The 25,690-nt window shown below is 40.7% G+C and carries 20 protein-coding genes, 1 pseudogene and 1 riboswitch; of the genes and pseudogenes, 7 read left to right on the top strand and 14 right to left on the bottom strand.

The genetic code is table 11. The features are described from left to right. Window positions 1–42: 42 nt before the first annotated feature. Together K6V43_RS03800 and K6V43_RS03795 are read right to left on the bottom strand one after the other, a co-directional pair. On the bottom strand, window positions 43–2,691 hold the full coding sequence (locus K6V43_RS03800; protein ID WP_222381772.1) for an LPXTG cell wall anchor domain-containing protein: 2,649 nt from the start codon (window positions 2,689–2,691) through the stop codon (window positions 43–45). A 395-nt stretch (window positions 2,692–3,086) separates the two neighbouring features. Then, window positions 3,087–3,467: a GNAT family N-acetyltransferase gene (locus tag K6V43_RS03795; protein ID WP_261311770.1), complete on the bottom strand. Its 381-nt coding sequence runs from the start codon at window positions 3,465–3,467 to the stop codon at window positions 3,087–3,089. Between the two features lie 185 nt (window positions 3,468–3,652). Between K6V43_RS03795 and K6V43_RS03790 the strand changes: the two genes are divergently transcribed. Continuing rightward, window positions 3,653–4,108, top strand: coding sequence for a R3H domain-containing nucleic acid-binding protein (locus tag K6V43_RS03790; RefSeq protein ID WP_222381770.1), 456 nt, complete (start codon window positions 3,653–3,655; stop codon window positions 4,106–4,108). Between the two features lie 49 nt (window positions 4,109–4,157). On the opposite strand, the gene K6V43_RS03785 is transcribed toward K6V43_RS03790, so the two are convergent. The 9 genes and pseudogenes from K6V43_RS03785 to treR form a co-directional block, all read right to left on the bottom strand. Further along, window positions 4,158–4,760, bottom strand: a complete 603-nt coding sequence (locus K6V43_RS03785; RefSeq protein WP_222381768.1) for a hypothetical protein — start codon at window positions 4,758–4,760, stop codon at window positions 4,158–4,160. Between the two features lie 415 nt (window positions 4,761–5,175). Beyond that, window positions 5,176–6,528 (bottom strand): alanine/glycine:cation symporter family protein, encoded by a 1,353-nt coding sequence (locus K6V43_RS03780; RefSeq protein ID WP_222381766.1) that lies wholly within the window; start codon window positions 6,526–6,528, stop codon window positions 5,176–5,178. Between the two features lie 106 nt (window positions 6,529–6,634). After that, window positions 6,635–6,724: riboswitch (glycine riboswitch) on the bottom strand. Between the two features lie 107 nt (window positions 6,725–6,831). After that, window positions 6,832–7,770, bottom strand: coding sequence for a peptide-methionine (R)-S-oxide reductase MsrB (msrB, locus tag K6V43_RS03775; protein WP_222381764.1), 939 nt, complete (start codon window positions 7,768–7,770; stop codon window positions 6,832–6,834). 51 nt (window positions 7,771–7,821) lie between these two features. Beyond that, window positions 7,822–8,136, bottom strand: a complete 315-nt coding sequence (trxA, locus tag K6V43_RS03770; RefSeq protein WP_024391759.1) for a thioredoxin — start codon at window positions 8,134–8,136, stop codon at window positions 7,822–7,824. Window positions 8,137–8,336: 200 nt separating this feature from the next. Then, window positions 8,337–9,108 (bottom strand): annotated as a pseudogene (locus K6V43_RS03765) (GNAT family N-acetyltransferase). Between the two features lie 23 nt (window positions 9,109–9,131). After that, entirely contained in the window at window positions 9,132–11,465 is a 2,334-nt protein-coding gene (locus K6V43_RS03760) for an endonuclease MutS2 (protein ID WP_222381763.1), read from the bottom strand. A gap of 394 nt (window positions 11,466–11,859) precedes the next feature. After that, a complete protein-coding gene (locus K6V43_RS03755) occupies window positions 11,860–12,408 on the bottom strand; it encodes a CvpA family protein (RefSeq protein WP_105127257.1) in 549 nt (182 codons plus the stop codon). Next, a complete protein-coding gene (locus tag K6V43_RS03750) occupies window positions 12,405–12,722 on the bottom strand; it encodes a hypothetical protein (RefSeq protein WP_024404041.1) in 318 nt (105 codons plus the stop codon). Before K6V43_RS03750 ends, K6V43_RS03755 begins: the two co-directional genes overlap by 4 nt. A 54-nt stretch (window positions 12,723–12,776) precedes the next feature. Further along, window positions 12,777–13,490: a trehalose operon repressor gene (gene treR, locus K6V43_RS03745; protein WP_105127256.1), complete on the bottom strand. Its 714-nt coding sequence runs from the start codon at window positions 13,488–13,490 to the stop codon at window positions 12,777–12,779. A 233-nt stretch (window positions 13,491–13,723) separates the two neighbouring features. Here treR and treP point away from each other — a divergent pair, with 233 nt between their 5' ends. The 4 genes from treP to K6V43_RS03725 all read left to right on the top strand — a co-directional run bounded on the left by treP (window position 13,724) and on the right by K6V43_RS03725 (window position 18,911). After that, window positions 13,724–15,724 (top strand): PTS system trehalose-specific EIIBC component, encoded by a 2,001-nt coding sequence (gene treP / locus K6V43_RS03740; RefSeq protein WP_222381760.1) that lies wholly within the window; start codon window positions 13,724–13,726, stop codon window positions 15,722–15,724. Between the two features lie 78 nt (window positions 15,725–15,802). Next, window positions 15,803–17,428, top strand: a complete 1,626-nt coding sequence (treC, locus tag K6V43_RS03735) for an alpha,alpha-phosphotrehalase (protein ID WP_222381758.1) — start codon at window positions 15,803–15,805, stop codon at window positions 17,426–17,428. 84 nt (window positions 17,429–17,512) lie between these two features. Further along, window positions 17,513–18,163 carry a TetR/AcrR family transcriptional regulator gene (locus tag K6V43_RS03730; RefSeq protein WP_222381756.1) on the top strand — a complete coding sequence of 217 codons (651 nt, stop codon included), beginning with the start codon at window positions 17,513–17,515 and terminating at the stop codon, window positions 18,161–18,163. Beyond that, entirely contained in the window at window positions 18,147–18,911 is a 765-nt protein-coding gene (locus tag K6V43_RS03725; RefSeq protein ID WP_222381754.1) for a CPBP family intramembrane glutamic endopeptidase, read from the top strand. Before K6V43_RS03730 ends, K6V43_RS03725 begins: the two co-directional genes overlap by 17 nt. 162 nt (window positions 18,912–19,073) lie before the next feature. Here K6V43_RS03725 and K6V43_RS03720 read toward each other — a convergent pair whose 3' ends face one another. The 3 genes from K6V43_RS03720 to K6V43_RS03710 form a co-directional block, all read right to left on the bottom strand. After that, window positions 19,074–20,192 carry a LysM peptidoglycan-binding domain-containing protein gene (locus K6V43_RS03720; protein ID WP_496108335.1) on the bottom strand — a complete coding sequence of 373 codons (1,119 nt, stop codon included), beginning with the start codon at window positions 20,190–20,192 and terminating at the stop codon, window positions 19,074–19,076. 427 nt (window positions 20,193–20,619) lie between these two features. Further along, window positions 20,620–22,338 (bottom strand): alkaline phosphatase, encoded by a 1,719-nt coding sequence (locus tag K6V43_RS03715; RefSeq protein WP_222381750.1) that lies wholly within the window; start codon window positions 22,336–22,338, stop codon window positions 20,620–20,622. A gap of 380 nt (window positions 22,339–22,718) precedes the next feature. Next, a complete protein-coding gene (locus K6V43_RS03710) occupies window positions 22,719–23,702 on the bottom strand; it encodes a Gfo/Idh/MocA family protein (RefSeq protein WP_222381747.1) in 984 nt (327 codons plus the stop codon). 85 nt (window positions 23,703–23,787) lie between these two features. Between K6V43_RS03710 and rnhC the strand changes: the two genes are divergently transcribed. Continuing rightward, window positions 23,788–24,678 (top strand): ribonuclease HIII, encoded by an 891-nt coding sequence (rnhC, locus tag K6V43_RS03705; protein ID WP_222381744.1) that lies wholly within the window; start codon window positions 23,788–23,790, stop codon window positions 24,676–24,678. Between the two features lie 13 nt (window positions 24,679–24,691). After that, a complete protein-coding gene (gene lepB / locus K6V43_RS03700) occupies window positions 24,692–25,321 on the top strand; it encodes a signal peptidase I (RefSeq protein WP_222381741.1) in 630 nt (209 codons plus the stop codon). Window positions 25,322–25,690: the final 369 nt, after the last annotated feature.

The raw sequence follows: 25,690 nt of genomic DNA, 5'->3' as shown, positions 1-25,690 counted from the left end.
TATTATGAGGAATCCACGAATAATGGTGATTATTCAAAGAGGTTAGCCATTTCTTCTACGTTTTTTAATCGCAAATGCTAAACCTGCCAACCCTAGCATCATAAAACCTGTCATTTCTGATGCCGATGTTGCTTGTCCTGTATTTGGCAAGGTTTTGGTGCCTGATGAAGATTTCTCCTCTTTCTTAGAATCCGTAGCTGATGTAGCTGCTTTTTCTTTTGTATCTACTGCTAACTGCTCCGTTTTCTTATTATCCGTTGGTTGCTTATCTCCACCAACCGAAATATTAGAATTAGATGTTGAATCTTTTTCTTTATCTTTTGGAGCTGTGACTGTGCTACCATTAGACTTATCAGACGGTGGGGTTATCTTCTTAGTATATCTAATGATATAAACTCCGTTCTCCTTCGCCTGCTCATACGTCACGAGCATCTCTGCTTGGGTAGGATCAACCAACTCATATCCATCGATTGCTGGAGCTTCGTTTATAGCCGGAGTTCCGCCATTAGAAACGCTCCAGCTTATATCTTGATGGATAATATTACCTTCGGTATCAACGAAACGGAATGTTACACTAATAGGTTCTCCAACTGGTTGCTCAGATGGGATGTCAACTGAATTGCCTCCCTGAGTGTTCCCAGAATCCATAACATATTCAAAATAGTATAAATTCTTACGTTTAGCCTGCTCGTAGGTCACAGTTTGCTCTGAACCCACAACAAGCTTCCAACCATCAAAAGTTTTCGGTGCCAGAGTGACACTCTCACCAGGAGTAATGGTAAATGTCTCCTCCTTGAAAGGAGTAATTTTTTGACCTGGTTCAATCTGTGTTTCTCGGTAGACAACCTTAATCGTAATTGGTTGGTCTACAGGGACAGTTGGTTCTGCTTTTGATGCAGCAATGTTAGCCATTGCTTGTTCAAGTTTCTGGGTAATTTCCTTACGGTAAGAGATTTGATAATCCCAGTATTCGGGTCCCCAACCAATAGCATTGATAATATCTTGATCTGTCAATACTTTGCCTACTGGTTTATCAAATAAAGGTTGCTCCAATACTAATTCCGAATGGAGTACAGATAAATTTCTGTCCGCAAATATTCTATCTAAATCATTCGCTTCATAAGTAATATCATCAACTCCCAACTCTTTCTTATAGACTTCAAAAGCTTTCAAGACAGTGGCATGGAAGGTGTCAAAAACTTGCTGATATTCCACACGTTGCTCAGGTCTAATTAAGGAGTCAATAGAAGGAGCTTTGTCATAGTATACCTTAACAGTCTTATTCGCAACTAGTCTGAAAGTACCACCTTTCCCATACGTCCATGAGTCAAAGCCCTCAGTCTTACCTACTCTATAACCTGATATTACTGGAAAATCAAATGTCACTTCCGTTCCTTCAACTCCGCTCTGTTGAATGGTTTGGAGAACTTGACCGTCTTGGTCTACTAATTGGATAGTATAATTTACTGTATTGGTATCGGTAGAGTTGTTACCATTTGTAGGTTCTTCTACAGAATCTAAAACATATATAAAATTCCAATTATTGTCAGTTGTGTTGACTAAATCTTCGTAACGAACTATACTACTCATCCCATCAACCAGACGGTATCCCGGGAATTGTTTTGCTCCAACGGATATTGATTCTCCTGGTTTTAGAGTATAAGTTGTGGTATCTAGCATTTTTAGGTTACTACCAGAATCATCCAGAGTTTCATAATGAGATACTGTAATTTGTTTTGCATTTTCTTCTTCAATTGGTTTATTCGGTACTTCTGGTTCTGGAGTTGGTTCCTTATCCTTACTCACCAAGTCAAAGCGATAATAGTTTTCACCAGCCGCTACTTTCTCATAAGTAATTTCATAGTACTGCGGACTATTTTCTGCCAAATCTGCGAAATCACTCCATACTGGAATACCACCTTTATCAGCAACCCATCTTTCATATAACTCTCCAGGTTTAATTCTATCTGTATATCCATCATAGTATTGACCATCTACATACCATTCAACCGTATAGGGGAGTTCCTGTTGTTTTGGAATTGGTTCTGGATTAAAAGTATCTTTTTCCATCCAAAATTGAACCCATGCAAATCCGGCAGAACTCACTAAACGTGAAGCATCGTCATAAGTAAGCTCGTAAGTTGGGGCAGTGAATTTATCGAGCTTGTATCCGTCGACTGTTGGTGGAGTTACAGTCTTTGTTTCTCCAGGGTTGATGGTAATATAATAGTCGGATAATGGACCGTCAGCTTCAGAAATTGCAACTACTGCTACTGAAATAGGCTCCTGTTTCGTATCTTCTGCCGGTTTTGGCTGCTCAACCACTTCATTTTGTTTATACACATAACTCAGAATACCATCACCACCATCCCATGTGGGTGGAGAATAGGTCGTATGAGACAGTGTATAACCTTCGTATTCTGGTGTAGAAGACGTAATTTCTTCTCCAGGCTGAACCTCAATATAATCCCCATCACCATTTAAACGGAACGAACTTCCATCTGTGTTGTGAGCATGATGCCATACTACTACACCAATAAGATCATTAGATGTATTCGTATAGGTTTCTGCATAGGCAATAGTATTCTCAGAATCTAAAGTAGCTGCTGGTAGCACTACCCCACAACCCACAAGTACCGTTGAGGCCATCAACTTGATACCCAATTTTGCAAACTTCTTATTCTTTTTCATATCATTCAACGACTACCTGTCGCCCTCCTTTTCGGTAATGATGAGCATATTCTAATAGAAACGATTAATTTGATATCTATTAGCATACATATACTGCGTTATTGTATCATTTTCATACATATTTTTCCTTTATTTTCTAAAAAAAAACATTTCTCTTAATAAGAGAAAGTTTCTAATTTTTTCCTATCCAATTCCAAACAAAATTAGTAAATCAACTGGTCTACATTCGTTATTCTAACAACAGTATTCAGGTATTGATTTACCCCTAACTAAAAATAGTTCATTCAAGCCTTCCGTCTCCACACCATGCGGTATTCTAGCTTTTCTACACCTAAATTGACTATCTTTTTAACTCCGTCAAATCGGAAGCCCACTTTTTCATAGAAAGAAATGGCTCATGCGTTCCCCTCCAGTACCCAGAAGGAAATAGTTTCGTAGCTCTGCAATTTTTCCACAGCCGCCTGCAAAAGCTGATAGCCAATCTTCTGATCATCATAGTCCGTCAAAACATAGAGGGCGTAGAACTCCCCTGATCCTTGCAAATCCTTCTGATTAGATGAGACATAACTGGCAAAACCAATAACCTTTTCATCAACAATTGCTACTAGGATATTTTTAGGAAAGCGAACTGCCCAACCTTGATAGCGTTCCAAAGTATAGACATCCTTTAAAAATTCCCGAGGTAACAATCCAGCATAAGCCTCCTGCCAGGACTTCCAATACACATATGCTTTACCCTGAATTCCACATTCCGTTTCCATTGGTTTAATCATCATCTCATGAACCTCCCTATTTTTCCTCTAATATACATTAAAAAGTGGGGTCCTGTAGTTTTAAATAATTGGTTAGAAGCCATTTCGAAAAAAATCAAAAACGCAAAACCAGCTCAAATCGTCGAAAAACCAAAGCCGTCGGACAATGTTCGGCGAATTAAAGCCAAAGATAACAGGAGGAAAAAATAATGAATCGCGAAGAATCGATTGTTTTTGCGCAGAAATTTTTAGAAGATATTTTGAGTTTTTATGGAGTAAACTTGGCGGTTTATTCGACTTATGAAGATGAGGTTATTCAACTTTCTGTTCCGTCGAGTGAATTGAATTCGATTTTGATTGGTCGAAACGCGGATAATTTGCGATCGATTCAACATTTGATCGCTTCAGCTTTAACAATTCGAAATGCTGAGATGGTTCGAGTGAATGTGGATGTCGCCGATTACAAACGCCAGCGCGCAGATAGAATTGCTGCGAAAGCTGAAGGTTGGATTTCGAAAGTCCGAGAGAGTGGACAAGATTTTAAAGTGAACTTGAACGCCGCCGATCGTCGCATTGTTCATAAAGTTGCACAAGATTATTCTGATATTGAAACGCACTCCGAAGGTATTGGTCGCGAGCGATATTTGATAATTTCGAAAAAATAATTTAATCTGAAAAAGGTTAAACCCCTCGAACGAGGGGTTTGTTGATGAGTTAGTAACGAGAGTTCCAATTCTCATCTATTAATGATGGAAGGTTTAGGTCTGGGGTTATCCGATTTAACATAGTCTGATATTCTTCCTCGGTGTCTGTGATAACAACATGGCTGAGGTCCCATACAGCATCTTTACTAAAAACATATTCCTTCAATTCTAGCTTAGAATCATAATAGAATTCATCCTTTAAATAATAAGGAACCCCATCTATCATCCATACACCTAAGAAACACTTGTGTACTGATGAATTGTAGATTATCCAGAACTCAAAATAGTGTCTGTCATCCTCCCTAGAATATTCACGGTCGAGTTTTTCTGTGAAATCTCCCTTGGTTGAACCAATATATTCATTATAATAAGGGTCATATTCCGGATGGTCTGTATTGTCAACAATAGTGCCATCATAGACAATAGTTCCATCATCAGCTTCGGAATCGTCCACTACCTCTTCTGTTGAAGAAATTTCAGATGATTCTGTGGTTTCTTCAATAACTTCTTCCGTTGAAGGTTCTGAGACTATTTCTTCCGTTTGACGACCATTGCAAGCAGCAAGCATCGCCAGAGAAAGCAATGCAACGATAGTTAATGAAATCTTTTTCATATATACCTCCAAAATATAATAATTCCTAATATTTTTCACAATCCGTTAATTAACACTTATCCTATTTGCACTTATTCTTACGAGAGCACTAGAGACGATAAGTTACTCGCTACTTCTAAATTTTGTCAACCAACGATTTATCCGATGATAAGGGGAACAAAATAGCTCCGATAACAAACATTTATCAGATAACTGTTCCCTCCATCTCAGTAAAAGACCGTTCTACACTAAGAATCAACAGAAAATAACCTTCATCTACCATATCAGCACACTTGCACTATCACTTTATCATTTTCATACATATTTTTCCTATATTTTCTAAAAAAAAACATTTCCCATAAAAAGAGAAAGTTGCTAAAACCAAAAAGAAATAATCCGTCGTATTTCTCGATCTATCTACCAAAGAAAAAGACAGTCATGCGACTGTCTTATCTGATTTCTTCTTCGCAAAATACTGGCGCGTCTCCGTGATAATTACAGGAGAAAGAGCCAGCAAGGCAATCAAATTAGGTAGGGCCATCAGGCCATTGACTATATCAGCAATCGTCCAAATCAAATCCAACTTCATGAAGCCACCGAGAGCTACCATCAATATGAAGACTAGACGATAAGGTAAGATGGATTTTGTCCCGAAAAGAAATTCGATACAGCGCTCGCCATAGTAAGACCAGCCTAAAATTGTAGTAAATGCAAAGAGAACCAAGCTAACAGTCAAGGCAATGGTCCCTGGATTTCCAAAAACAGTTGCAAAGGCTGCTTGAGTCAGTGGGGCCCCCTCAAGGCCTTCTACAGTCCACTGTCCAGTTACCAAGATTGATAAACCAGTTAAACTACAGATGATAATCGTATCAATAAAGGTGCCTGTCATAGAAATCAAACCTTGCTCAACGGCATTGTCTGATTTGGCTGCTGCGGCTGCGATAGGAGCAGAACCTAGACCCGATTCATTTGAAAAAACACCGCGCGCAATCCCTCGCTGAATTGCTTCCTTGACCGTTGCCCCTGCAAAACCGCCCAAAGCAGCTGCAGGAGTGATAGCTGATCCAAAGACCAACTTCAAAGCAGGAATGAGCAGTTCTACATGTGTCGCTAAAATAATAACGGTTGCCAAAATGTAGAGAATGGCCATGAATGGAACGACTTTGGTTGATACTTGGGAAATCGTCTCGATGCCACCAAAAATGATGACAGCTACTAGAATGGCCAGGAGGACACTAATAAGTTGCGGAGACAAACCAAAACTCGCTTCTAATGAAGAAGTGATGGAATTGACCTGTGAAAATGTCCCTATCCCCAAAAGAGCAACCAAAACACCAGAAATAGCAAAGAAGATTGCTAGGGGTTTCCATTTCTGTCCCATCCCCAAGGTGATATAATGCATAGGCCCTCCAGCTGCATGACCCTCAGCATCCCTAGTTCTGTACTTGATTGCTAGAAATCCTTCCGCATACTTCGTTGCCATACCAAAGAAGGCCGCCACCCACATCCAGAAAAGGGCTCCAGGACCACCTGTAGTAATAGCAGTTGCCACCCCGACAATATTTCCTGTCCCGACAGTCGCTGCAAGAGCCGTACACAATGCCGCAAAACTCGACACATCCCCTTGACCCGACTGGTCACTTGAGAAAATCAAGCGAAAAGCTGTGGGTAGTTTACTTAGTTGAAACAATCCTAAACGAATGGTGAAATAAACACCTGTACCTACTAAAAGCAATAGCAGTGGCGGTCCCCATACAAAGTTGTTGATGGCCTTAAATAGTTCTAACATGATTCCTCCGAAAAAAATAGGTCTAGATAAAGCTTTTGGAAAAACGAAAAGAGGCTGAATAATTCAACCTCTAGATGTAACGCGAAAAATATAGGAAAACCCTACATTTATACGCTCTGTCCTTTTACCTGAGAGTTTCAGTAGATAATCTACCTTGCCCCTTCGGTGCCATGATGGTCTCTCCAGAGTTCCGTCCTGTGAACAGTCAGCATCCTTCCTATTCACTATCAACCGGTTATTCACTTTTATCTTGCCTATATTTTAAACCTATTTTAAGAAAAAATCAATAGTATTTTCAGAAAATTAAGAAAGAATATCTAAAAACAGTCCATATCCTGCTTCTTCCATTTCCTCTTTCGGTATGAAACGAAGGGCTGCTGAGTTGATACAGTAACGGAGACCGCCTTTATCACGCGGTCCGTCATCAAAGACATGACCTAAATGAGCATGACCAGCCCGACTGCGGACTTCGATACGGTTCATGCCATGGGACTTATCTTGGAAATAAGTCGCAACTTCTTTGCTAATTGGTTTGGTAAAGGAGGGCCAGCCGCAGCCTGAATCGAATTTGTCTGTCGAGAGAAAGAGGGGCTCACCAGTCGTAATATCGACGTAGATGCCAGCTTGGTCACTATTCCAAAACTCATTTTCGAAGGGTTTTTCCGTCGCAGCTTCTTGAGTGACTTGATACTGGAGATCGGTCAAGCTGTCTTTTAAGACTTGCTGGTCTGGCTTTTGGTAGTCTGCAACATCAATCAGAGGGATTTTTGCCTGCCCAAGATCGATATGGCAGTACCCTTGGGGATTTTTCTTGAGATAATCCTGATGGTAGTCTTCGGCGGGGATGTAATGCGCGAGTGGCTCCACTTCAACGGCTAGGGGGCGTCCGCCAAAGAGTTGGGACTGCTCCGTCATGACCTGCTCGATGGTCGGCAAATCAGCCTCATCGGTGTAATAGATACCAGTCCGATACTGGCGACCCTTGTCAGGCCCCTGCTGATTGACAGAGAAGGGATCAATGACGCGGAAATAGTAGAGGAGAATTTCCCGCAAATGGATACGAGTCTCATCATAGGCTAGATAGAGCGTCTCTGCGTGGTCTGTTTGTTTGAGGAGTTGATAATTGGTCGTCTCCACCTGTCCATTGGCATAGCCAACGCTGGTGTCAAGAATACCTTCGATCTGGGAAAAGTAGCCTTCCATTCCCCAGAAACAACCGCCTGCTAGATAAATTTCTTTCATGTGAGATTCCTTTCGATGCAGAAAAAGGTTGAGTTTCCTCAACCTACATGATTAACCAATCTCTGCCAAGATTGCTTTGATTTGGTCTTTGGTGTGAACACCAGCAACTTGTTTTACAACTTGTCCATCTTTTTTGAACAAAAGTGTTGGGATAGACATGATACCAAACTGACGAGCTGTGTTTGGATTTTCATCTACATCCATTTTATAAATACGTAATTCGTCTTCGTCCACTTCACCATCTAATTGTTCTAAGATTGGTGCTTGCATACGACAAGGACCACACCATGGTGCCCAAAAGTCAACAAGGACTACGCCTTCTTGTGTTTCAACTTCAAAGTTTGCATCTGTAACAACTTGAACCATACAATTCTCCGTTTCTATTTTTTGTACTTTTATTCTACACCAAAAGAAAATAGAAAGCGAATTTTTGCTACGAGAAAAAGGGGGAGATAGATGTATCTAGAAAATAGTGACTTGGAAAAACGTATTGGTCAAGCCAAACTAGACCAGAGGAAATCACGTCCCAGATTCATTTACAAAAATAGAAAAAAGTTGAAAATATTTCAACTTTTTTCTGTTAAATCCACCACATAGGTTAATTCTTGATAAACATCTTCTATGTCAAAGAGATCCAAGTCTGCTTCCTCACTAACTACATAGACACCCTCTCTTAAATAATAAGGAAGAGCTTGCCCTGCTTCATCTGTAAAGGCCAATTTGGCATTGGGAAGATCTACACCAAAACAGACATAAGGTGTGTCTTTTGGGGTACCGATGACTAGGTAATCTGAACAAACCATACAGTTGAAACTTGCTACGCAAGTCCTATCTCCAACCTCAAACGGTTCCCCAAACCGTTTGAGCCACCCCACTTCTGATACAAGTGATTGGCTGCATCTCCCTCTCGGGTAAAAATGGCTAATTTCTCGACAGCCTGTTCACGCAATTCCTGCTCTGCTTTTTCATAAAGCGCCTGGGCAATGCCCTGCCCTTGAAAATCAGGGTGGACTGCTAGGTTAGTAAAATAAGCTGTTCGCTTACTTGGTGCGTAAATATAAGACTGGCTGCACTCTTCCGTGTAAATATCGATGTCGATTAGACCAACTTAATAGCAGAAACTTGCTACGCAAGTCCCATCTCCAACCTCAAACGGTTCCCCAAACCGTTTGAGCTATCTACTTCAACCACCCATTCTACACGATAATCATAAACGTCTGTCATTAGTTCGGGCTTCTCTGTTTCCCTATCATCAAAGAATGGAGAGAAGAGGTAGCTGAGCGCCTTACAGTAAACCCAACCTTTTTCATCACTGGTTTGATATTTTCTGATAATCATAAGAATCTCCCATCGGTTGATTGCTACTTAAACGTCACAATGGTACAGCCTGAGCCACCTGCATTTTGTGGGGCGTAGCCGAACTCCTTGACTTGCTTGTTTCGGCGGAGGTACTTGGTCACCCCTTCTCGGATAACCCCTGTCCCAATACCATGAACAATATCGACTTGTGCCAAATTGTTGAGAAGGGCTTGGTCGATAAATTCATCCAACTCCATCATAGCCTCTTCGTAGCGTTTACCACGGAGATCTAAGCGAGCTTTTGGTCCTCGTACATTGGCGCGTTTGACTGTGTGAACCTGGCGTTTCTTAGGCTGCTCTGCCTTCTCCGCCTTGACTAACTCAAACTCATCTTTGGCCAAGGTCATCTTAATCAAGCCAACCTGAGCTTCCCAACGTCCATCTTTAAGCTGATTGGTCAAGGTCCCACGTTGTCCATAAGCTGTAACGATAATGTCATCGCCCACCTTGGCTTCCCTCTGAATTTTAGCTTTTTTCAAGACTTTGTTCTTAGACAGATCCACCACTTCAGGCGCCAACTTTTTCAGCTCTGCCTTGGCTTCGATAATCTGGTGGGGCTTAAGACTGGCTGCAGCATGAAGATTTTTAAGAATGTCCTCGCTTTCTGCCAATGCCATATCTACAATTTCCTTGGCTTCCAAACGTGCCTTGTTGAGCTCGTTTTCCCGCTCACGAGTCAGCTCGTCATAGAGCTTGCGGAGGGCTCGGTTCATCTTATAATTTTCTTGCTCAACATCACGAATCTTGTCTAGGCGACGACGGCTTTCAACTGTTTGGCTTTCCAATTTCTCGATAATGCGATTCACATCGCTATCTGTATCAGTCCAAGACTGGGCTGACTGGATAATAATATCAGACAGACCTAGACGGCGAGCAATTTCAAAGGCATTGGAGCGACCAGGAACACCCTGCATAAACTTATAGGTCGGACGCAAGCTATTGCTATCAAACTCCATGCTGGCATTTTCAATACCAGGGGTTTCGATCCCATAAGCCTTGAGCTCAGGGTAGTGAGTGGTTGCCATGGTCTTGATCCCCCGCAGACGAAGGTCATCCAAAATAGCCATTGCCAAAGACGCACCTTCCTGCGGATCGGTCCCAGCTCCCAACTCGTCAAAGAGAATGAGGGAATCTTGATCCGCCTCCGCTAAAATCTGCACCGTGTGGGTCATGTGACTGGAGAAGGTTGATAAACTCTGCTCAATCGACTGTTCATCACCAATATCCGCAAAAATTTCTTTGAAGATAGCTACCCGACTGCCCTTATCAGCCAAAATAGGCAATCCAGACTGAGCCATAAGGTGCGTTAATCCCAAGGTCTTGAGCATGATGGTCTTACCACCTGTGTTGGGACCTGTTATCACGATAGCCGTCAACTGACTACCAAAATACAGGTCATTTGGTACAGGCTCAGCAATGAGCGGGTGTCGAACATTCAGTAATGCTATGTCTTGTTTTTCTGACAAAATTGGTACAATCGCTTGATGATCACGCGCAAAGACATGTTTAGCACGGACGAAATCAAGATGACCGATGATCCAAGCATTATTTCGGAGAATACCACTATGAGGTCGAAGCATATCTGACATTTCCTGCAAAATTCGATTAAGCTCATGGCGTTCTTCTGCATGCAGATGACTGATTTCTTCGTTCAGGGTCACCACTGCCCGAGGCTCAATATAAACGGTCGAACCCGAAGCAGAAATGTCATGGACAACCCCTGCAATCTTATTACGATAGGTATTTTTGACAGGAAGGACATTGCGTCCATTACGGCTTGCCAAAATGCTATCAGACAGCATGTCGCTCTTGTTTTTTAAAATATCCTGCATGACCTGACGTACTTGGTCTTCGGTTTCACGGATTTTTCTACGAATGCGACCCAACTTTTCTGAAGCAAAATCCTCTACAAAACCAGCATCATTGATAGACTGGAGGGAGCCTTGTAAATGTGGAAAAAGCTCAATCTTTTCAAAGAGTTTATCCAGCTGGCTAAGGCTGACATTTTCCAGATTTCCATAAAAATCCAAGAGAGACTTAGAAACTTCCAAAACCTTTTTAACAGCTAATAGCTCAGCGATATTGAGGTCTGTATCCAATTCCAAACGACGCATGGCTGGACCGATGTCACTAGTAGTAGCCAGACTGAAATTGGGATTTTCCACAAAAATCTGCGCTATGTCTGTCAACTCGTCAAAGGCCTGTTGGATACGATGGACTTCCACCATGGGCTCCAACTGGCGTAATTCTTCAAAGCCCTGTTCCGTCAAGAGATAAGGCTCAATTTTTTGTCTTACCTTGTGAAATTCAAGGGTTTCTATAATCTTATTATTCATATGTTCCTACTTAATCTTTTCATTCGCTTTATCTCATTATCAAAACAATATTAGATAAAATATAGTCTTTCCCACTCTCTTTCATTAAAAGAATAACAGTCAACTCATACTCAATGAAAATTCAAATCAGACTTGCTCCAAAGGTTCGGGGAACCTTTGGAGGTTGGAGATAAGGCGAACAAAGTTCGCTACAAAAAAGGCTTGGGGAATATTTAGAGGTTGGAAATAGGCGAACGTAGTTCGTTTCGCTCTGATACAGATAGAACTCTGTTCCTTTTATATTTCAAGGGAACAGGCTGTCAAACTCCACTGGAGCTTGACACTCATCAAATCAACGACGTCTGATTTTGATTTTCGAAGAGTATAAATGATGATAAAAAGGATAAGGTCTCCCTTACCCTGTAATATTACTCAACCAGAGAGATTTTAAAAAACTACTAGTGAATGGCGTGTATTGAATCATGAAATTGGCAAGAAAACTACTGTGAAGCTTCTCTTGCACCACTGTAAGTGGAATAGTAGACAATAAAACCATCACAATTTGCAGAGAAACAAAGGTAACCAAAACCGCTAAGAAACCACTAATAAGATTGGTTAATTGAGTATCCGGATTGAACCCCTCTAAAAGGTGGACGAAAATACCAAGGAATCGGACCAAGATATAGACCAAAATGTAAATAAGTAGAAAAGCTAACCCAGCATAAAAAACCTTATCTAAATTGAATAAATACTTTTCATCAAAATAATAAGTTGAACTACCTTGAGTTGCATTTGCGAAAGGAACCCATAGGTAAAGGAAGGAAAATAACTTTTTATATGTAGCAGTTGCAATCATCATCGCAATGATACTACCTAGACAATAAAAAGCTTGTAAGACCAATCCCCGACTATAACCAATGTAAAAGCTCCAGGCTAGGACAAGAATTATTGCTATTGAAATCATGCTTTGTCCTCTAGTTCATCTAAATCAACCAAGGTCATATTTTCTTTGGTCACCTTTTCCTTCGCTTTTAGACTTGCTAACTCAGCCTCTGTTTTTTCAAAGGCTATTTCACGAGTCAATTGGACAGAGAGAGCATTGATTGCCAAAAGCAAGGCTAAAGTTTCCGAATCAGCAGTCGGCATCTTTTCTTTTATCGCTTGATATTTTTCTTGAACAACTCGCTCGATTTCCTCCATAAAAAGGTTATCATGTTCGGTTGTTAACGTTAGCTGTTTCTCACCAAAAGTAAATTTATATCGATTCAAATTTGCCATATTACACCTCAATGATTATTATATCCTAAAATGAGGAATTTTGCGAATATCATATTAGAGTGAGCGTTTTCGACGAGCAAAGTCCACAAAACGGAATTTATCTATTTTATGCTTACTTTCTGTATATTGAAATTGTTGCGTATCACTTAAATATACTCTGGATTTTATCAGAACAAGATAATCATCTTGAGTTTGCATCAATTCACGTTCTTCCCAACTTGTTGGTTCAACTGTAATTTCTTTCTGAGCGTAAGCAATGTCCAATTCTAAAGTATTTTCCAAGTATTCATATATAGACCCTTTAGCTGTCTCTTTATCCATAAAATGCACAATTGCAGCAGATAAATAATCAGTATCTACAACAGAAACTTTTCCATCTATTGAACGTGTACGTACAATTTTCCATACTTTGCTAAATGGTTCAAATCCTGTTAATTGAGACAAATTACTATTGACAGTAACCAATTCTAAATCAATAACTTCCGTCACTGATTGTAATTGCAAGGCATCCGATAGTTCTTGATAAGAAGTGAGCCCAGATACAGGAAAATTCAATAATTCTTGTTTCAAAACAAGTGAACCTCTTCCTTGAACCTTTTGAATCATGCCCCGCTCCGTTAAAATAGCCAATGCTTTTCGAACAGTGTCACGGCTAACATCATACATCTCTTGTAGTTGTTGTTCAGTTGGTAAAGATGTTTCAGCAGGGTAGACATTTGTTCGTATTTTTTCTTTCAAGTCATTATAAATTTCTTGATATTTTTTCATGAGATACTCCTATATTAGTCTGTTTTACATCATACAACTAGAATATTATAACAGATTTTTTAAAAAAATGAGTAAAAACGCTTGCATTATTTTATGAAATCGTATACAATATCTCTTGCAAAGGTAGTTGTCCGTACAAATACCGGAGATTTTTATATAAATTGGTAGTTTTCTAATTTATATATAGAAAAAATTTAGGTTGGTAGCTCTTTAGCTATCTAGAAGGAAATACTATGGGAAAATATCAACATGAAGCCCAGGAACTCTTGAAAGCCATAGGCGGAAAAGAAAATGTCACCGCAGTAACACACTGTGCAACTCGTATGCGTTTTGTTTTAGCTGATGAAAGCAAAGCAGATGTTAAAACAATTGAAATCATCCCTACCGTAAAAGGTACATTTACAAACGCAGGTCAATTCCAAGTTATCATTGGCAACGATGTGCCGGTTTTCTATAATGATTTCACCGCCGTATCTGGTATTGAAGGCGTATCTAAAGAAGCGGCTAAATCAGCGGCTAAAAGCAATCAAAATGCCATTCAACGTGTCATGACGATGTTAGCTGAAATTTTCACACCAATTATTCCAGCTATTATCGTAGGTGGTCTTATCCTTGGTTTCCGTAACCTCTTAGAAGGCGTTCAGATGGAATGGTTGGGCCAACAAGTTATTGATGGAGTCAAGCAATTCATGCCAGACGGTTCTCCACGTTATAATACGATTGTAGATGTTTCTCAATTTTGGAGTGGTGTCAATCATTTCTTATGGTTACCTGGTGAGGCAATCTTCCACTTCTTACCTGTAGGAATTACTTGGTCTGTTTCTCGTAAAATGGGAACAACCCAAATTCTCGGTATTGTACTTGGTATCTGTTTGGTTTCTCCTCAATTACTGAATGCTTACGCTGTACCAAGTACAGATGCAGCAACTATTGCTAGTGATTGGGTATGGAATTTTGGTAGTTTCACAATCAACCGTATCGGTTACCAAGCTCAGGTTATCCCAGCCTTACTTGCAGGTCTATCACTCTCTTATCTAGAAATTTTCTGGCGTAAACGCATTCCAGAAGTTGTTTCTATGATTCTTGTGCCGTTCCTTTCTCTTATTCCTGCAATTATTCTAGCACATACTGTCCTAGGACCAATTGGCTGGACAATCGGTCAATGGATTTCGACAATTGTTTTAGCTGGATTGACTGGTCCTGTAAAATGGCTCTTTGGTTTAATTTTTGGTACTCTTTATGCTCCATTGGTTATCACTGGACTCCACCACATGACGAATGCAATTGATACTCAATTGGTAGCTGATACTGGCGGTACTGGTCTTTGGCCAATGATTGCTCTTTCAAACATTGCACAAGGTTCTGCGGTTCTCGCTTACTATTGGAGAAATCGTAAAAATGAGCGTGAAGCAGAGATTTCTCTACCAGCAACTATTTCTGCCTACCTCGGTGTAACCGAACCTGCTCTCTTTGGTGTAAACGTTAAATATGTATATCCATTTGTCGCTGGTATGATTGGTTCCGGTCTTGCGGCTCTAGTTTCAGTTACTTTCAATGTCCAAGCAAACGCAATTGGTGTTGGGGGACTGCCTGGCATCCTTTCAATCCAAGGTCCTTACTGGTTACCATTTACTTTTGCGATGGCTGTGGCGATTGCAGTACCATTTGTATTAACTCTCTTCTTCCGTAAAGCAGGTATTTTAACTAAAGCAGAAGACGAAAAACTGCAAGCTGCACAAGAAGTTGCTTCTGCTCCTTCGACTGTTGCTGACACACCAATCCAGCTTATTAGTCCGCTAACTGGTGAAGCAAAAGACTTATCACAAGCTACTGATCCAGTATTTTCATCTGGTGTGATGGGAAAAGGAATTGTAATTGACCCGAGTGAAGGCAAGCTTTTCGCTCCTGTAGACGGGGAGGTCTCTGTACTCTTCCCAACTTTCCACGCGATTGGTATTACAACTTCAACTGGTGTTGAACTGCTGATGCACATCGGTATGGATACTGTTGGTTTAGAAGGAAAAGGCTTTACAGCCCATGTCAAACAAGGTGACAAAGTGAAAGCTGGCGACCTTCTAATTGACTTCGACATCGCAGTCATCAATGCTGCTGGTCTAGTCGCTGAAACACCTATCGTTGTGACAAATCAAACTGACTTTGACACACAAGTTATCGGAAATCTTCCTCGTACAATCACACAAGGCGAGACCATTCTGACAATTACAAATAATTAATCTTCTAGGAGGGCGCAAGATAGCTTGCACCTCCTATCATTGCTTATTAACCAAGAAAAACAAGAAAGAGAGAGCGAAATGACAATAGACAAGCGTAAAGTAGTTTATCAAATCTACCCAAAATCTTACAAGGACACAACTGGAAATGGTGTCGGAGATCTACGGGGGATTATCGAAAAACTTCCTTATCTAAAAGAGCTAGGCATTGATATGATTTGGCTCAACCCTTTCTATCCAAGTCCACAACGAGATAACGGCTATGATATATCAGACTATACCGCAGTAAACCCTGATTTTGGTACAATGGAGGACTTTGAAGAGATGGTAGCCGTTGGTCAGGAATTAGGTATTGAATTCATGCTGGATATGGTCCTTAACCACTGCTCAACAGACCACGAATGGTTCCAAAAAGCCTTGGCTGGCGACAAATACTACCAGGACTTCTTTATCTTGAGAGACCAACCCACTGACTGGGTTTCTAAGTTTGGTGGAAATGCCTGGGCTCCTTTCGGAGACACTGGAAAATACTATCTGCACCTTTTTGACGTCACCCAAGCGGACCTCAACTGGCGGAATCCCCATGTCCGTGAAGAACTCTTTAAGGTGGTCAATTTCTGGAAAGACAAAGGCGTTAAAGGCTTCCGATTCGATGTAATTAACTTGATTGGTAAAGACGAAGTCTTAGAAGACTGTCCTATTAATGATGGAAAACCAGCCTACACAGACCGGCCCATCACCCACGACTATCTCAAAATGATGAACAATGCAACCTTCGGTAGTGAAGAAGGGTTTATGACAGTCGGTGAAATGTCAGCGACTACCATTGACAACTGTATATTATATACAGCACCTGAGCGTGAAGAGTTGTCCATGGCCTTCAACTTCCACCACCTGAAAGTGGATTACAAAGATGGTCAAAAGTGGACCATAAAGGACTTTGACTTTGAGGAACTCAAACGCCTCTTCCACACTTGGGGCGAAGAGATGTCAGTCGGAAATGGCTGGAACGCACTTTTCTACAACAATCACGATCAACCACGCGCCCTCAATCGCTTTGTGGATATAGAAAACTTCCGCAATGAAGGAGCGACGATGTTAGCTGCATCCATCCATCTTTCTCGAGGAACTCCTTACATCTATATGGGAGAAGAAATCGGCATGATTGACCCTGATTACAATAGCATGGATGATTATATTGACGTGGAATCTATCAATGCCTACCAAATGCTTTTGGATCAAGGCAAGAGTCCAGAACAAGCCTTTAAAATTATTCAAGCAAAATCCCGTGATAATTCTCGCACACCTATGCAATGGGATGCTAGCGAAAATGCCGGATTTTCAACAGCTACACCTTGGCTAAAAGCTGGCAAATCCTACCCAACGATAAACGTTGAAAATGAAAAAAATGGCCCAATCTTCACCTTCTACCAAGAGTTGATTCGACTCCGAAAAGAACTCCCTATCATTTCCGAAGGTGATTACCGAGCTGCCTATCATGAAAGTAACAAGGTTTATGCCTTCGAGCGCTTGTTAAATGGAGAAAAACTGCTCGTTCTAAACAATTTCTTCCCAGAAGAGGTTGAAATAGAACTAATGGACAACTACGTAAAGGGAACCGTCCTGATTAGCAACTACCCTGATAGTAATCTAGGCAAAACAATAACTCTCAAACCTTATCAAGCAGTAGCAATTTGGGGGAAATAAGGGTTTGAAACTCTCTATTGTAAAATAGGGAGTTCTATGATACATTATACATACCGATGGTATGTATAATGTTTGGAGAAATTTATGGCAAAAAATAAATACCCAGAAGAAAGCAGGCAACGAATTCTTGACGTTGCAAAAAAATTATTTTTAGACAAAGGTTATGACAAAACAAGTCTTTCCGATATTATTGCTCAGTTGGGCGGTATGACGAAAGGAGCAGTTTATCACCACTTTTCCTCTAAAGAAGCCATTCTCGATGCATTAATAGGTGGGGCCGATGAAGAATTATTTTCGACAGAATGGCAAGGAGATTCCGCTATTGAGAAAATTCAATATGCACTCAAAGTTTCTCTATCAGACTTTGAAAAATTATCATTTTTACAGGCATCACAAATAACCTTAAAAAGTCCCAGTATTTTAGCTCAACAATATGATCTCTCCTACAAGCTTCTTATTCCTAAATTTCAAGAAGTGATGGACCAAGGAATAGTGGACGGGAGTATTCCAACTAATTTTCCAGAAGAAATGACTGAATTATTGGTCATTTATTTCAATCTCGTAATCGGTCTACGAATCTCTGAATTGACTGCCGATGAATTTTGCAGAAAACTCTTATTCTTAAAAGAAATTTTTGAAAAGATGAAGTGTCCTATTATCAACGACACTATCCTTTCAATCGCATCAAATCTTTCTACAAAGCTTGGAGGACAAAAGAATGAAATCCCTTACTAAACTAAGAAGTATCGGTCTTTGTGCACTTGCATTTTGGGGCATGATGACCAGTGGCCTGATTGCTTCCATTCCGCGACTGGTATTTGGGAACAATATATTAACAACTGTACTTTCGGCAGGGCTTTACATATTTATTTATTATATATTTACCAAGTGGCTAGCCTCTCGTCTCGGGATTACTTTAGGAAATTTTCGACTAAACCTTGCTAATCCAGGTCGATTTTGGATTATCTCTGCTATTCTACTTCCGCTCTCTGTAATATTAATATTATTTTTACTAGGCGGAAAAATATCAATAACTGATGATTTCTCAACAACTATCTTAATGGGAGCCATTGCAGCACCAATCGTTGAAGAATTATGTTTTCGAGGTATCATGATGTATCTGTTAGAACAAACTTTTTCACGAAAAGTTGCAATTCTAGGACCGTCTGTCTTTTTTGGAATTGCTCACTTGCTAAATGGTGCAGTCAATCTTGTAACTGCTATACAATTGATATTCGCAGGAACATTGGTTGGTATTTTATTCTCACTAGCCACTTTTCAAACAGGCACAATTATTACGAGTTTCTGTGTTCATGCCTTGTGGAATTTTTCAACCTCTATCATCCAATTTCAAGAAAATTCTTTTTGGTTCGGAGGAGAGTACGGAATTGATGTTTCACCCATAGCTTGTTTAGGATATTCTCTTGTTATATTGTGCACTGTATTAAAACCTCTATATAATAATGACAGAAACATACAATAAACGTCAGACTATTTTAATAATTTTAAAAATATTGGAGTTTCTCATCACACAAAAAAACGCATAAAATCCTGTTAAATAAACATTGATTTTATGCGTTTTATAATGTAATCAATTTCAATAACTTTATTGACAATTAAATATGTTCACAGATGTGTTTTATAACTATCCATTAAATGACACATGAACATGATCATAGTGGTTTTCCGTAATACTTCCACGATCTGGCATGAGGTTCCATGTATATGCTGGTCCATAAATACTAGCATAAGGTGAGTAGAAACGTTGTTTCCAAATGATATAACTAATATTTTTCGATGCTAAATTAGCCACAGCATATGCAGCGACCTGATCACCCAAAGCCGAACTTTGAGGAACCATAAAGTCAATTGCCAATCCTTTACCATGATCCCCTGTGTCACCCGCACGGTAACCTGAGAATGACGTAATCCCAAAGGCATTAGCTACTTCAGCTCGAAATGCTGCAACCTGAGGTTGGAGTCCAACATCATATGAACTAGTGCTTGATGAAGTTGTCGAAACCGTAGCAACTGTTGTTGCAGTTGACGTGGCTGGTGTAGGAGTCACAGGGGCTTCTACTACTGGGGTTTCAGCAACTGGAGTTTCTGCGACAGGTGCTTCCTCTACTGGGGTTTCAGCAGCCGGAGTTTCTGTGACTGGTGCTTCCTCTACTGGGGTTTCAGCAACTGGTGCTTCTGTGACTGGTGCTTCCTCTACTGGAGTTTCAGCAGCCGGAGTTTCTGCAACTGGAGCTTCCTCTACTGGGGTTTCAGCAGCTTTAGCTTCTGTGACTGGTGCTTCCTCTACTGAAACAGATGAAGTAGGTGTCTCTGTTGATTCGAGTGGGATAACTGTATCATCTACTGTAATTTCATTAGCCGCAATATTGACTGTTGCTTGCACAGTATTTTCAGCAACCTCTTCTTGTACTGGTGCTTGAATTTCAATTTGCGTTACTTGATGATTTTGATCAACCGTAGTAGTCAAAACTGTATCAGGGAAAATCAAATTCACATCTGCAATTTGGTTAATCTGAGCTAAAATATCCAAATCAATATTCATAGCCTCGGCAATCGCACTTAGGGTATCACCATATTTTACAGTATAGGTTAATTTTCCACCTTTATCTTCGATTTCTTGGCTAATTTCACTTACGCTACGAGGAGTCCAGTCCAAAGCAAGAACAGCAGGAGCTGTAAGTCCAGTAGCAAATAATGATAAGGCCAACGAAGATGTGTAAAGTACCTTCTTATTTGCCTCCAAAACAGGTGTTTTTCTCTTGCGACGCATATATTGTGGTTTATTCGTTCTCTTACGTTTCATTTTCTATTCCTTTACTTTTCTGATGGTACTATATTACCTAAATCAAAACTAAAAAACAAGGCACAAATTTGTCTTTTAACAAAATGTTTTCACTCTGTAATCTAGGAACAGATTCTGTCATGAAATTGTCACATGAACTTAAGAAACGAAGAGATTTTGGAATAAGGACTGAACTCGCCCAGACCAAGAGTGTTCCCCTCACTTCCTAGTATCTAGGTCCGGACTTTCTCTGGTCGCTTGTAAATTTCAAGGTAATTAACTGAAACAATTCCCCTAAAGCTGTTTAATTCTCCAGACTAATCAAGCACTCCACTAAAATGTTGATCCCGAGTCTGACTAGTAGCCTGTGCTTGAGCATAAGCTAACATTATTCATTTCCTGAAGCAGGAGGAATGAGGCCAACACCAACAGGTTTCTTGGTTTCTGTTTCCATCTGGTCTTTCGGACCTGCTACCTCTCCATTAAAGCCCATTGCTTCTCCCAAGCGAACTGCGACATCCGTATCATCAAATTCCCCGTCAAACATATAGGCCCCAGAACCCATAGCATAGACTGGTACTTTTTCACCCGCATGGGCCGTCGTTGTCCAAGCTAATCCCGCTTTTTTATCTAAAATATGGGTAGCTGTAATGGAAACTGGATCATAGCCACCATACTGGACTTTTTGTTCCTCACTTGCCTTCTTACTTTCTTCAAAAGTAGTTTTGAGTTCCTGGTATTCCTCTTGCGAGCAAATCAAGCGATTGCTCTCCTGTTGCGCCTTATAGGCTTCAACTGTTGCTTCTGTACCTATTTCTGCTGGAGCATCAGGATCAAGAACTAGACCGAAGAATGCTGTAATCTGAGATGCAAATTCTTCAAATGAAAGATTTGGATTGGTCTCAAGAGCACTTTTTACCTTCTCTTGGAAAGCAACTTGTGAACCTTTTTGATTTGTTAAGAGGTCAAAATAGGTCTCATACCCAGTAGAACCATTTCCTATGGTGAAACCACCTGTAGAATGGTCTGCAGTTACCACAATCAAGGTATCGTCTGGATGTTCATTGTAAAAATCCACTGCAGACTGGATTGCTTCTTGAAACTGAATGACCTCTTCCATTGTGGTCACTGCGTCATTGGCATGCTCTGCCCAGTCTATTTTCCCTGATTCTGCCATCATAAAGAAACCTTCTGGATCATTTGACAGTACTTCAATACCTTTGTCCACGATATCTTTCAAGGTTTGGCTATCACTGTTTTGGTCAATAGCATATGTCATGGCACCATCATCCTGCAAGTCCTCAGCTACCATATACACTTTCTTTGAATCTGCTGTAATTTGCTCAGCTTCTTGTTTGGTATCTGCGATAGTATAGCCATGTTCTTCTAAAATGGTATATAGGTCTTTTTGATCTTTTTCCTTCCCTGTTCGATGCTTGAGAGAACCTCCACCAAAAAAATCAAAGTCTGTCTCTGCCATTTGCAAGCCAATATCATAATATGAATTACGTGATTCTACATTAGCATAAAATGCAGCAGGTGTTGCATGGTTTAAAGTCACGGAGGAAATGATACCGACAGCTTTACCTGCTCGCTTAGCCTTTTCTGCCACTGAATCTGCAGATTGACTAAAGTCTCCAGAAAGCCCCACCGTATCCGTTTGAGTTTTTATTCCTGTCCCAAACGCAGTCGCTGTTGAAGCTGAGTCTGGAATAAAAGAGTGGCAGTCGAATTGAGTCTTCATACCAACAACTGGCATCTCTGTAAAATTCATCCTATCTGGGTAAATTCCTCCCTTATTGGTCTGGGTATAGCCTAGATAATTCTCTGCAGCTGTTACCGGAGTAACCCCCATTCCATCTCCGATGAAAAGAAAAACATACTTGGCCTGATTTTCATTTACCTTGGAATAATCCTCTGTTTTAGCCCTACTAGTATCATAAAGGGCTACTGTTTTTCCATTCGCTGTCTGCTCAGCTAAAGCTGCATCATTAACAGCTTCAGTATCTAATTTTACACTTGCTTGGTTACTGCAAGCTGCTAAAAGAAGCACTGAAGTAGCCAACAAGATCCTTGCACATTGAAGATAGGTAGATTTCTTTTTCATTTAAAACTCCTTGGTATTATTCAGACTTAAGTCCAAAATTAGTCTAACCCATTTTCATCAAATTCCAATGAAAATTACGTAAAATATCTAAGTATAGATTGTAATTTCTTTGTAAATTCTTATCAATGGTCGTTTACAAATTATTCACTAAAGAAGTAAGAATTCTACAATTCACAAAAACGCATAGAATCATGTTGCCTGTAACATTGATTTTATGCGTTTGATTATATGATTACTACACAAGATTTCTGTGTATTTGTATATTTCTAGATTGACCTCCCCATTTTCTGAAAAAGTAATACCAGCAAATGGCTAATCAGAAACTATTTATGAGGCTCCCGTTTACTGGCCTGAACCAAAATACAGATTCGAATTCGTTACTACACCTCTTCAGGATAAACCAAGCCCCATTCTTTGCGGAGTTGGGTCATAATGTCCATGACATCTTGGGTGTAGGCTAGGTGCATGGTATTTTCGATGCCTGCGACAGCTTTTTCCATATCCGCCACTTCATAAGAAAGAGCCTTGGCTGTCTCGCCCGCTTCGATTACCTCTTGACTACCATCTTCTGTGTAGGTAATGACTGCCTTCTGACCACGAGGATACTCGTAGAGTTCGATATAGCCCTTGTCATAGGCAATCGTTCCACGTTTTGGCTGTTTGGCATGGAGGGTCAGGGCGATGGTCGCCATTTCCCCTACATCATTGCTGAGCAAAATCCCTACCTGCTCGTCCACACCTGTCGGAGCCAATTTTACCTGGGACAAGACCTGGCTAGGCTTTTCAGTCATAAACCAACGGACAAATGACAGAGCGTAGACACCAATATCCAAGAGGGCACCGCCTGCCAAGTTTTTATTGAAAAAGCGGTTGGTCATGTCGTATTCCTTGTAGCTGCCAAAGTTCATCTGAATCATCTTCAAATCCCCAAGCTTGCCACTGGCAACCACTTGGCTCAACTGACGATAGATTGGCATATGGAAAATGGTCATGGCTTCTGCCAGGATAACCTGATTTTCTTCTGCCAGTTGAATGGCTTCTGCTAATTCTTCTGAATTAAGCGTAATAGACTTTTCACAGAGGACATGCTTTCCAGCCTTCAAGGCCTTTCTCAAATAATTGATATGGGTATTGTGCGGTGTAGAAATATAGATAATGTCTACTTCAGGATCCTCAAACACATCATCGATTTCCTGGTAAACTTTCTCGATGCCATATTTTTGCGCAAATTCCACACCCTTTTCATAGGTACGGTTAGCCACCGAATAAAGATTTCCTCCCATAGCCTGCAAGGCCTGAACCAATTCGTTGGCAATGACACCTGTTCCCAGAGTCGCCCATTTATACTGCATTTTTTCAGTCATTATACATCCTCTCTTTCTTTTCCCATTATAGTAAATTCCACCCTTTTCTGCACACTCTAACTAGCATTTGTGTTACAATAAGAACATGAATACCGTTGTACTAAAGGCATCTGCCCAGCAAAAACAAGCCATGATGGCTCACTATGACCGCTATCGGCAGACCAGCAAAAATCCTTACATAGAAGCATTTTTCAAACTGACCGGTGCCAGCCTGTCCATCTACACTTCTGGAAAAGTCGTTTTTCAGGGGGAAATGGCAGAGCAGGAAGCAGGGCTCTGGGGCTATGAGCCAGAAAAGTCTGGACAGACGACCATACCTGGTCAAAACCTGCCCATGATTGGGACAGATGAGGTTGGAAACGGGTCTTATTTTGGAGGTTTGGCAGTCGTTGCAAGTTTTGTCCGCCCAGAAGACCATGCCTTTCTCAAGTCGCTTGGTGTGGATGATTCCAAGAAAATGACAGACCAAAAAATCTGCCAAATCGCCCCTCTCTTAAAAGAGAAAATCCCCCACCAAGCTCTGCTATTGTCACCAAAAAAATACAACGAAGTCATCGAGCAAGGCTATAATGCAGTATCTGTCAAAGTTGCCCTACACAATCAGGCTATTTTCCTACTCTTACAAAAGGGTGTCCAGCCTGAGAAGATTGTCATTGACGCTTTTACTTCCAGTCAAAATTATCAAAAGTACTTGAAGAAGGAAGCCAATCAATTTGCCAACCCCGTCACTCTAGAAGAAAAGGCTGAGGGCAAGTATCTGGCTGTGGCAGTATCTTCTATTATTGCTAGAGCTATGTTTTTAGAAAATCTTGTCCAGCTTGGTCAACTAGTTGGGATGCAACTACCGTCTGGAGCTGGCAGTAAATCCGACCAAGTCGCAGCAAGCATCTTAAAACAATATGGTATGGCTGGTCTCAACCAAACTGCCAAACTCCACTTTGCCAATACGCAAAAAGCACAAAAATTATTGAAATAAGGAAAATAAATTCATGGGAATTAGAAAAGGTACCAATCGTTCTCCATTCATGAAATTCATTGCCGAATGGGGATTCTTTATCTTATTTATCGTAGCTGTGTTCGCCAGTCGATATTATATCTGGAATCCAGTTTCAGTTGACGGGCATTCCATGGACCCGACGCTTCAACACCAAGAAAAATTGATTATGTTGAAAACAACATCAATCGACCGTTTCGATATTGTTGTTGCTAGCGAGACAGACAGTAATGGTGACGAAAAATTAATTGTCAAACGTGTAATCGGTATGCCTGGAGATACCATTCGCTACGAAAACGATGTCCTCTATGTTAACGACCAAAAAGTGGACGAGCCTTACTTAGATGAATATCTCACTGCATTCCAGAAAGATAAACTTCAAGAAGTCTATTCTTACAACAAACAATTCCAGGCCGTTGCACAATCTGCCGAGGCCTTTACACAGGATGCCAATGGTTACGTAGACTTTACCGTGACAGTCCCAGAAGGACAATACTACCTGATGGGAGATGACCGCCTTGTCTCACTTGATAGCCGTAGTGTAGGAACATTTTCCCGTGAAAACATCAAAGGAGAAGTTGTCTTTCGGATGTGGCCTCTCAACCGTATTGGGACTGTCGATTAATACTCTTCGAAAATCAAAATTATCCGTTGTCAAGAGCCTTGATAAGTGAAAAGCTCCGGTGGAGCTTTTCAGCCTGTTACCTTGAAACAAGACAGTAACAGAGTTCTATCATCGGCTTCGTTTCTAGGCTATTTTTGATTTTCAATGAGTATAACAAAAACAAGTTTGGAGCAAAAAGCACAGTACCACTTCTCAGAGTTCGTGTCAACATCCCAGCGCAGTGGTTGATTGGCAGATTTATTCGTGTTTTACACTCAAAATCTGACCTATATGGCTGATGCGAACGGGTTCGCTTCATTTCCAACCTCCAACAGTCACTACTCTGACTGTTGGAGCTGTGCGGGTTGGGAGTAAAATAGTCCAGTGGAC

The organism is Streptococcus suis (assembly GCF_019794615.1).
Classification (GTDB): domain Bacteria; phylum Bacillota; class Bacilli; order Lactobacillales; family Streptococcaceae; genus Streptococcus; species Streptococcus suis_AI.
The sequence above is the reverse complement of the archived record's forward strand: the minus strand, read 5'-3'. Positions and strand labels throughout refer to the sequence as shown.

Excerpts from the sequence above, each read along its gene's own strand:
- K6V43_RS03800 (WP_222381772.1), bottom strand. The coding sequence starts at position 2,691 with ATGAAAAAGAATAAGAAGTTTGCAAAATTGGGTATCAAGTTGATGGCC.
- K6V43_RS03795 (WP_261311770.1), bottom strand. The coding sequence starts at position 3,467 with ATGATGATTAAACCAATGGAAACGGAATGTGGAATTCAGGGTAAAGCA.
- K6V43_RS03790 (WP_222381770.1), top strand. The coding sequence starts at position 3,653 with ATGAATCGCGAAGAATCGATTGTTTTTGCGCAGAAATTTTTAGAAGAT.
- K6V43_RS03785 (WP_222381768.1), bottom strand. The coding sequence starts at position 4,760 with ATGAAAAAGATTTCATTAACTATCGTTGCATTGCTTTCTCTGGCGATG.
- K6V43_RS03780 (WP_222381766.1), bottom strand. The coding sequence starts at position 6,528 with ATGTTAGAACTATTTAAGGCCATCAACAACTTTGTATGGGGACCGCCA.
- msrB (WP_222381764.1), bottom strand. The coding sequence starts at position 7,770 with ATGAAAGAAATTTATCTAGCAGGCGGTTGTTTCTGGGGAATGGAAGGC.
- trxA (WP_024391759.1), bottom strand. The coding sequence starts at position 8,136 with ATGGTTCAAGTTGTTACAGATGCAAACTTTGAAGTTGAAACACAAGAA.
- K6V43_RS03760 (WP_222381763.1), bottom strand. The coding sequence starts at position 11,465 with ATGAATAATAAGATTATAGAAACCCTTGAATTTCACAAGGTAAGACAA.
- K6V43_RS03755 (WP_105127257.1), bottom strand. The coding sequence starts at position 12,408 with ATGATTTCAATAGCAATAATTCTTGTCCTAGCCTGGAGCTTTTACATT.
- K6V43_RS03750 (WP_024404041.1), bottom strand. The coding sequence starts at position 12,722 with ATGGCAAATTTGAATCGATATAAATTTACTTTTGGTGAGAAACAGCTA.
- treR (WP_105127256.1), bottom strand. The coding sequence starts at position 13,490 with ATGAAAAAATATCAAGAAATTTATAATGACTTGAAAGAAAAAATACGA.
- treP (WP_222381760.1), top strand. The coding sequence starts at position 13,724 with ATGGGAAAATATCAACATGAAGCCCAGGAACTCTTGAAAGCCATAGGC.
- treC (WP_222381758.1), top strand. The coding sequence starts at position 15,803 with ATGACAATAGACAAGCGTAAAGTAGTTTATCAAATCTACCCAAAATCT.
- K6V43_RS03730 (WP_222381756.1), top strand. The coding sequence starts at position 17,513 with ATGGCAAAAAATAAATACCCAGAAGAAAGCAGGCAACGAATTCTTGAC.
- K6V43_RS03725 (WP_222381754.1), top strand. The coding sequence starts at position 18,147 with ATGAAATCCCTTACTAAACTAAGAAGTATCGGTCTTTGTGCACTTGCA.
- K6V43_RS03715 (WP_222381750.1), bottom strand. The coding sequence starts at position 22,338 with ATGAAAAAGAAATCTACCTATCTTCAATGTGCAAGGATCTTGTTGGCT.
- K6V43_RS03710 (WP_222381747.1), bottom strand. The coding sequence starts at position 23,702 with ATGACTGAAAAAATGCAGTATAAATGGGCGACTCTGGGAACAGGTGTC.
- rnhC (WP_222381744.1), top strand. The coding sequence starts at position 23,788 with ATGAATACCGTTGTACTAAAGGCATCTGCCCAGCAAAAACAAGCCATG.
- lepB (WP_222381741.1), top strand. The coding sequence starts at position 24,692 with ATGGGAATTAGAAAAGGTACCAATCGTTCTCCATTCATGAAATTCATT.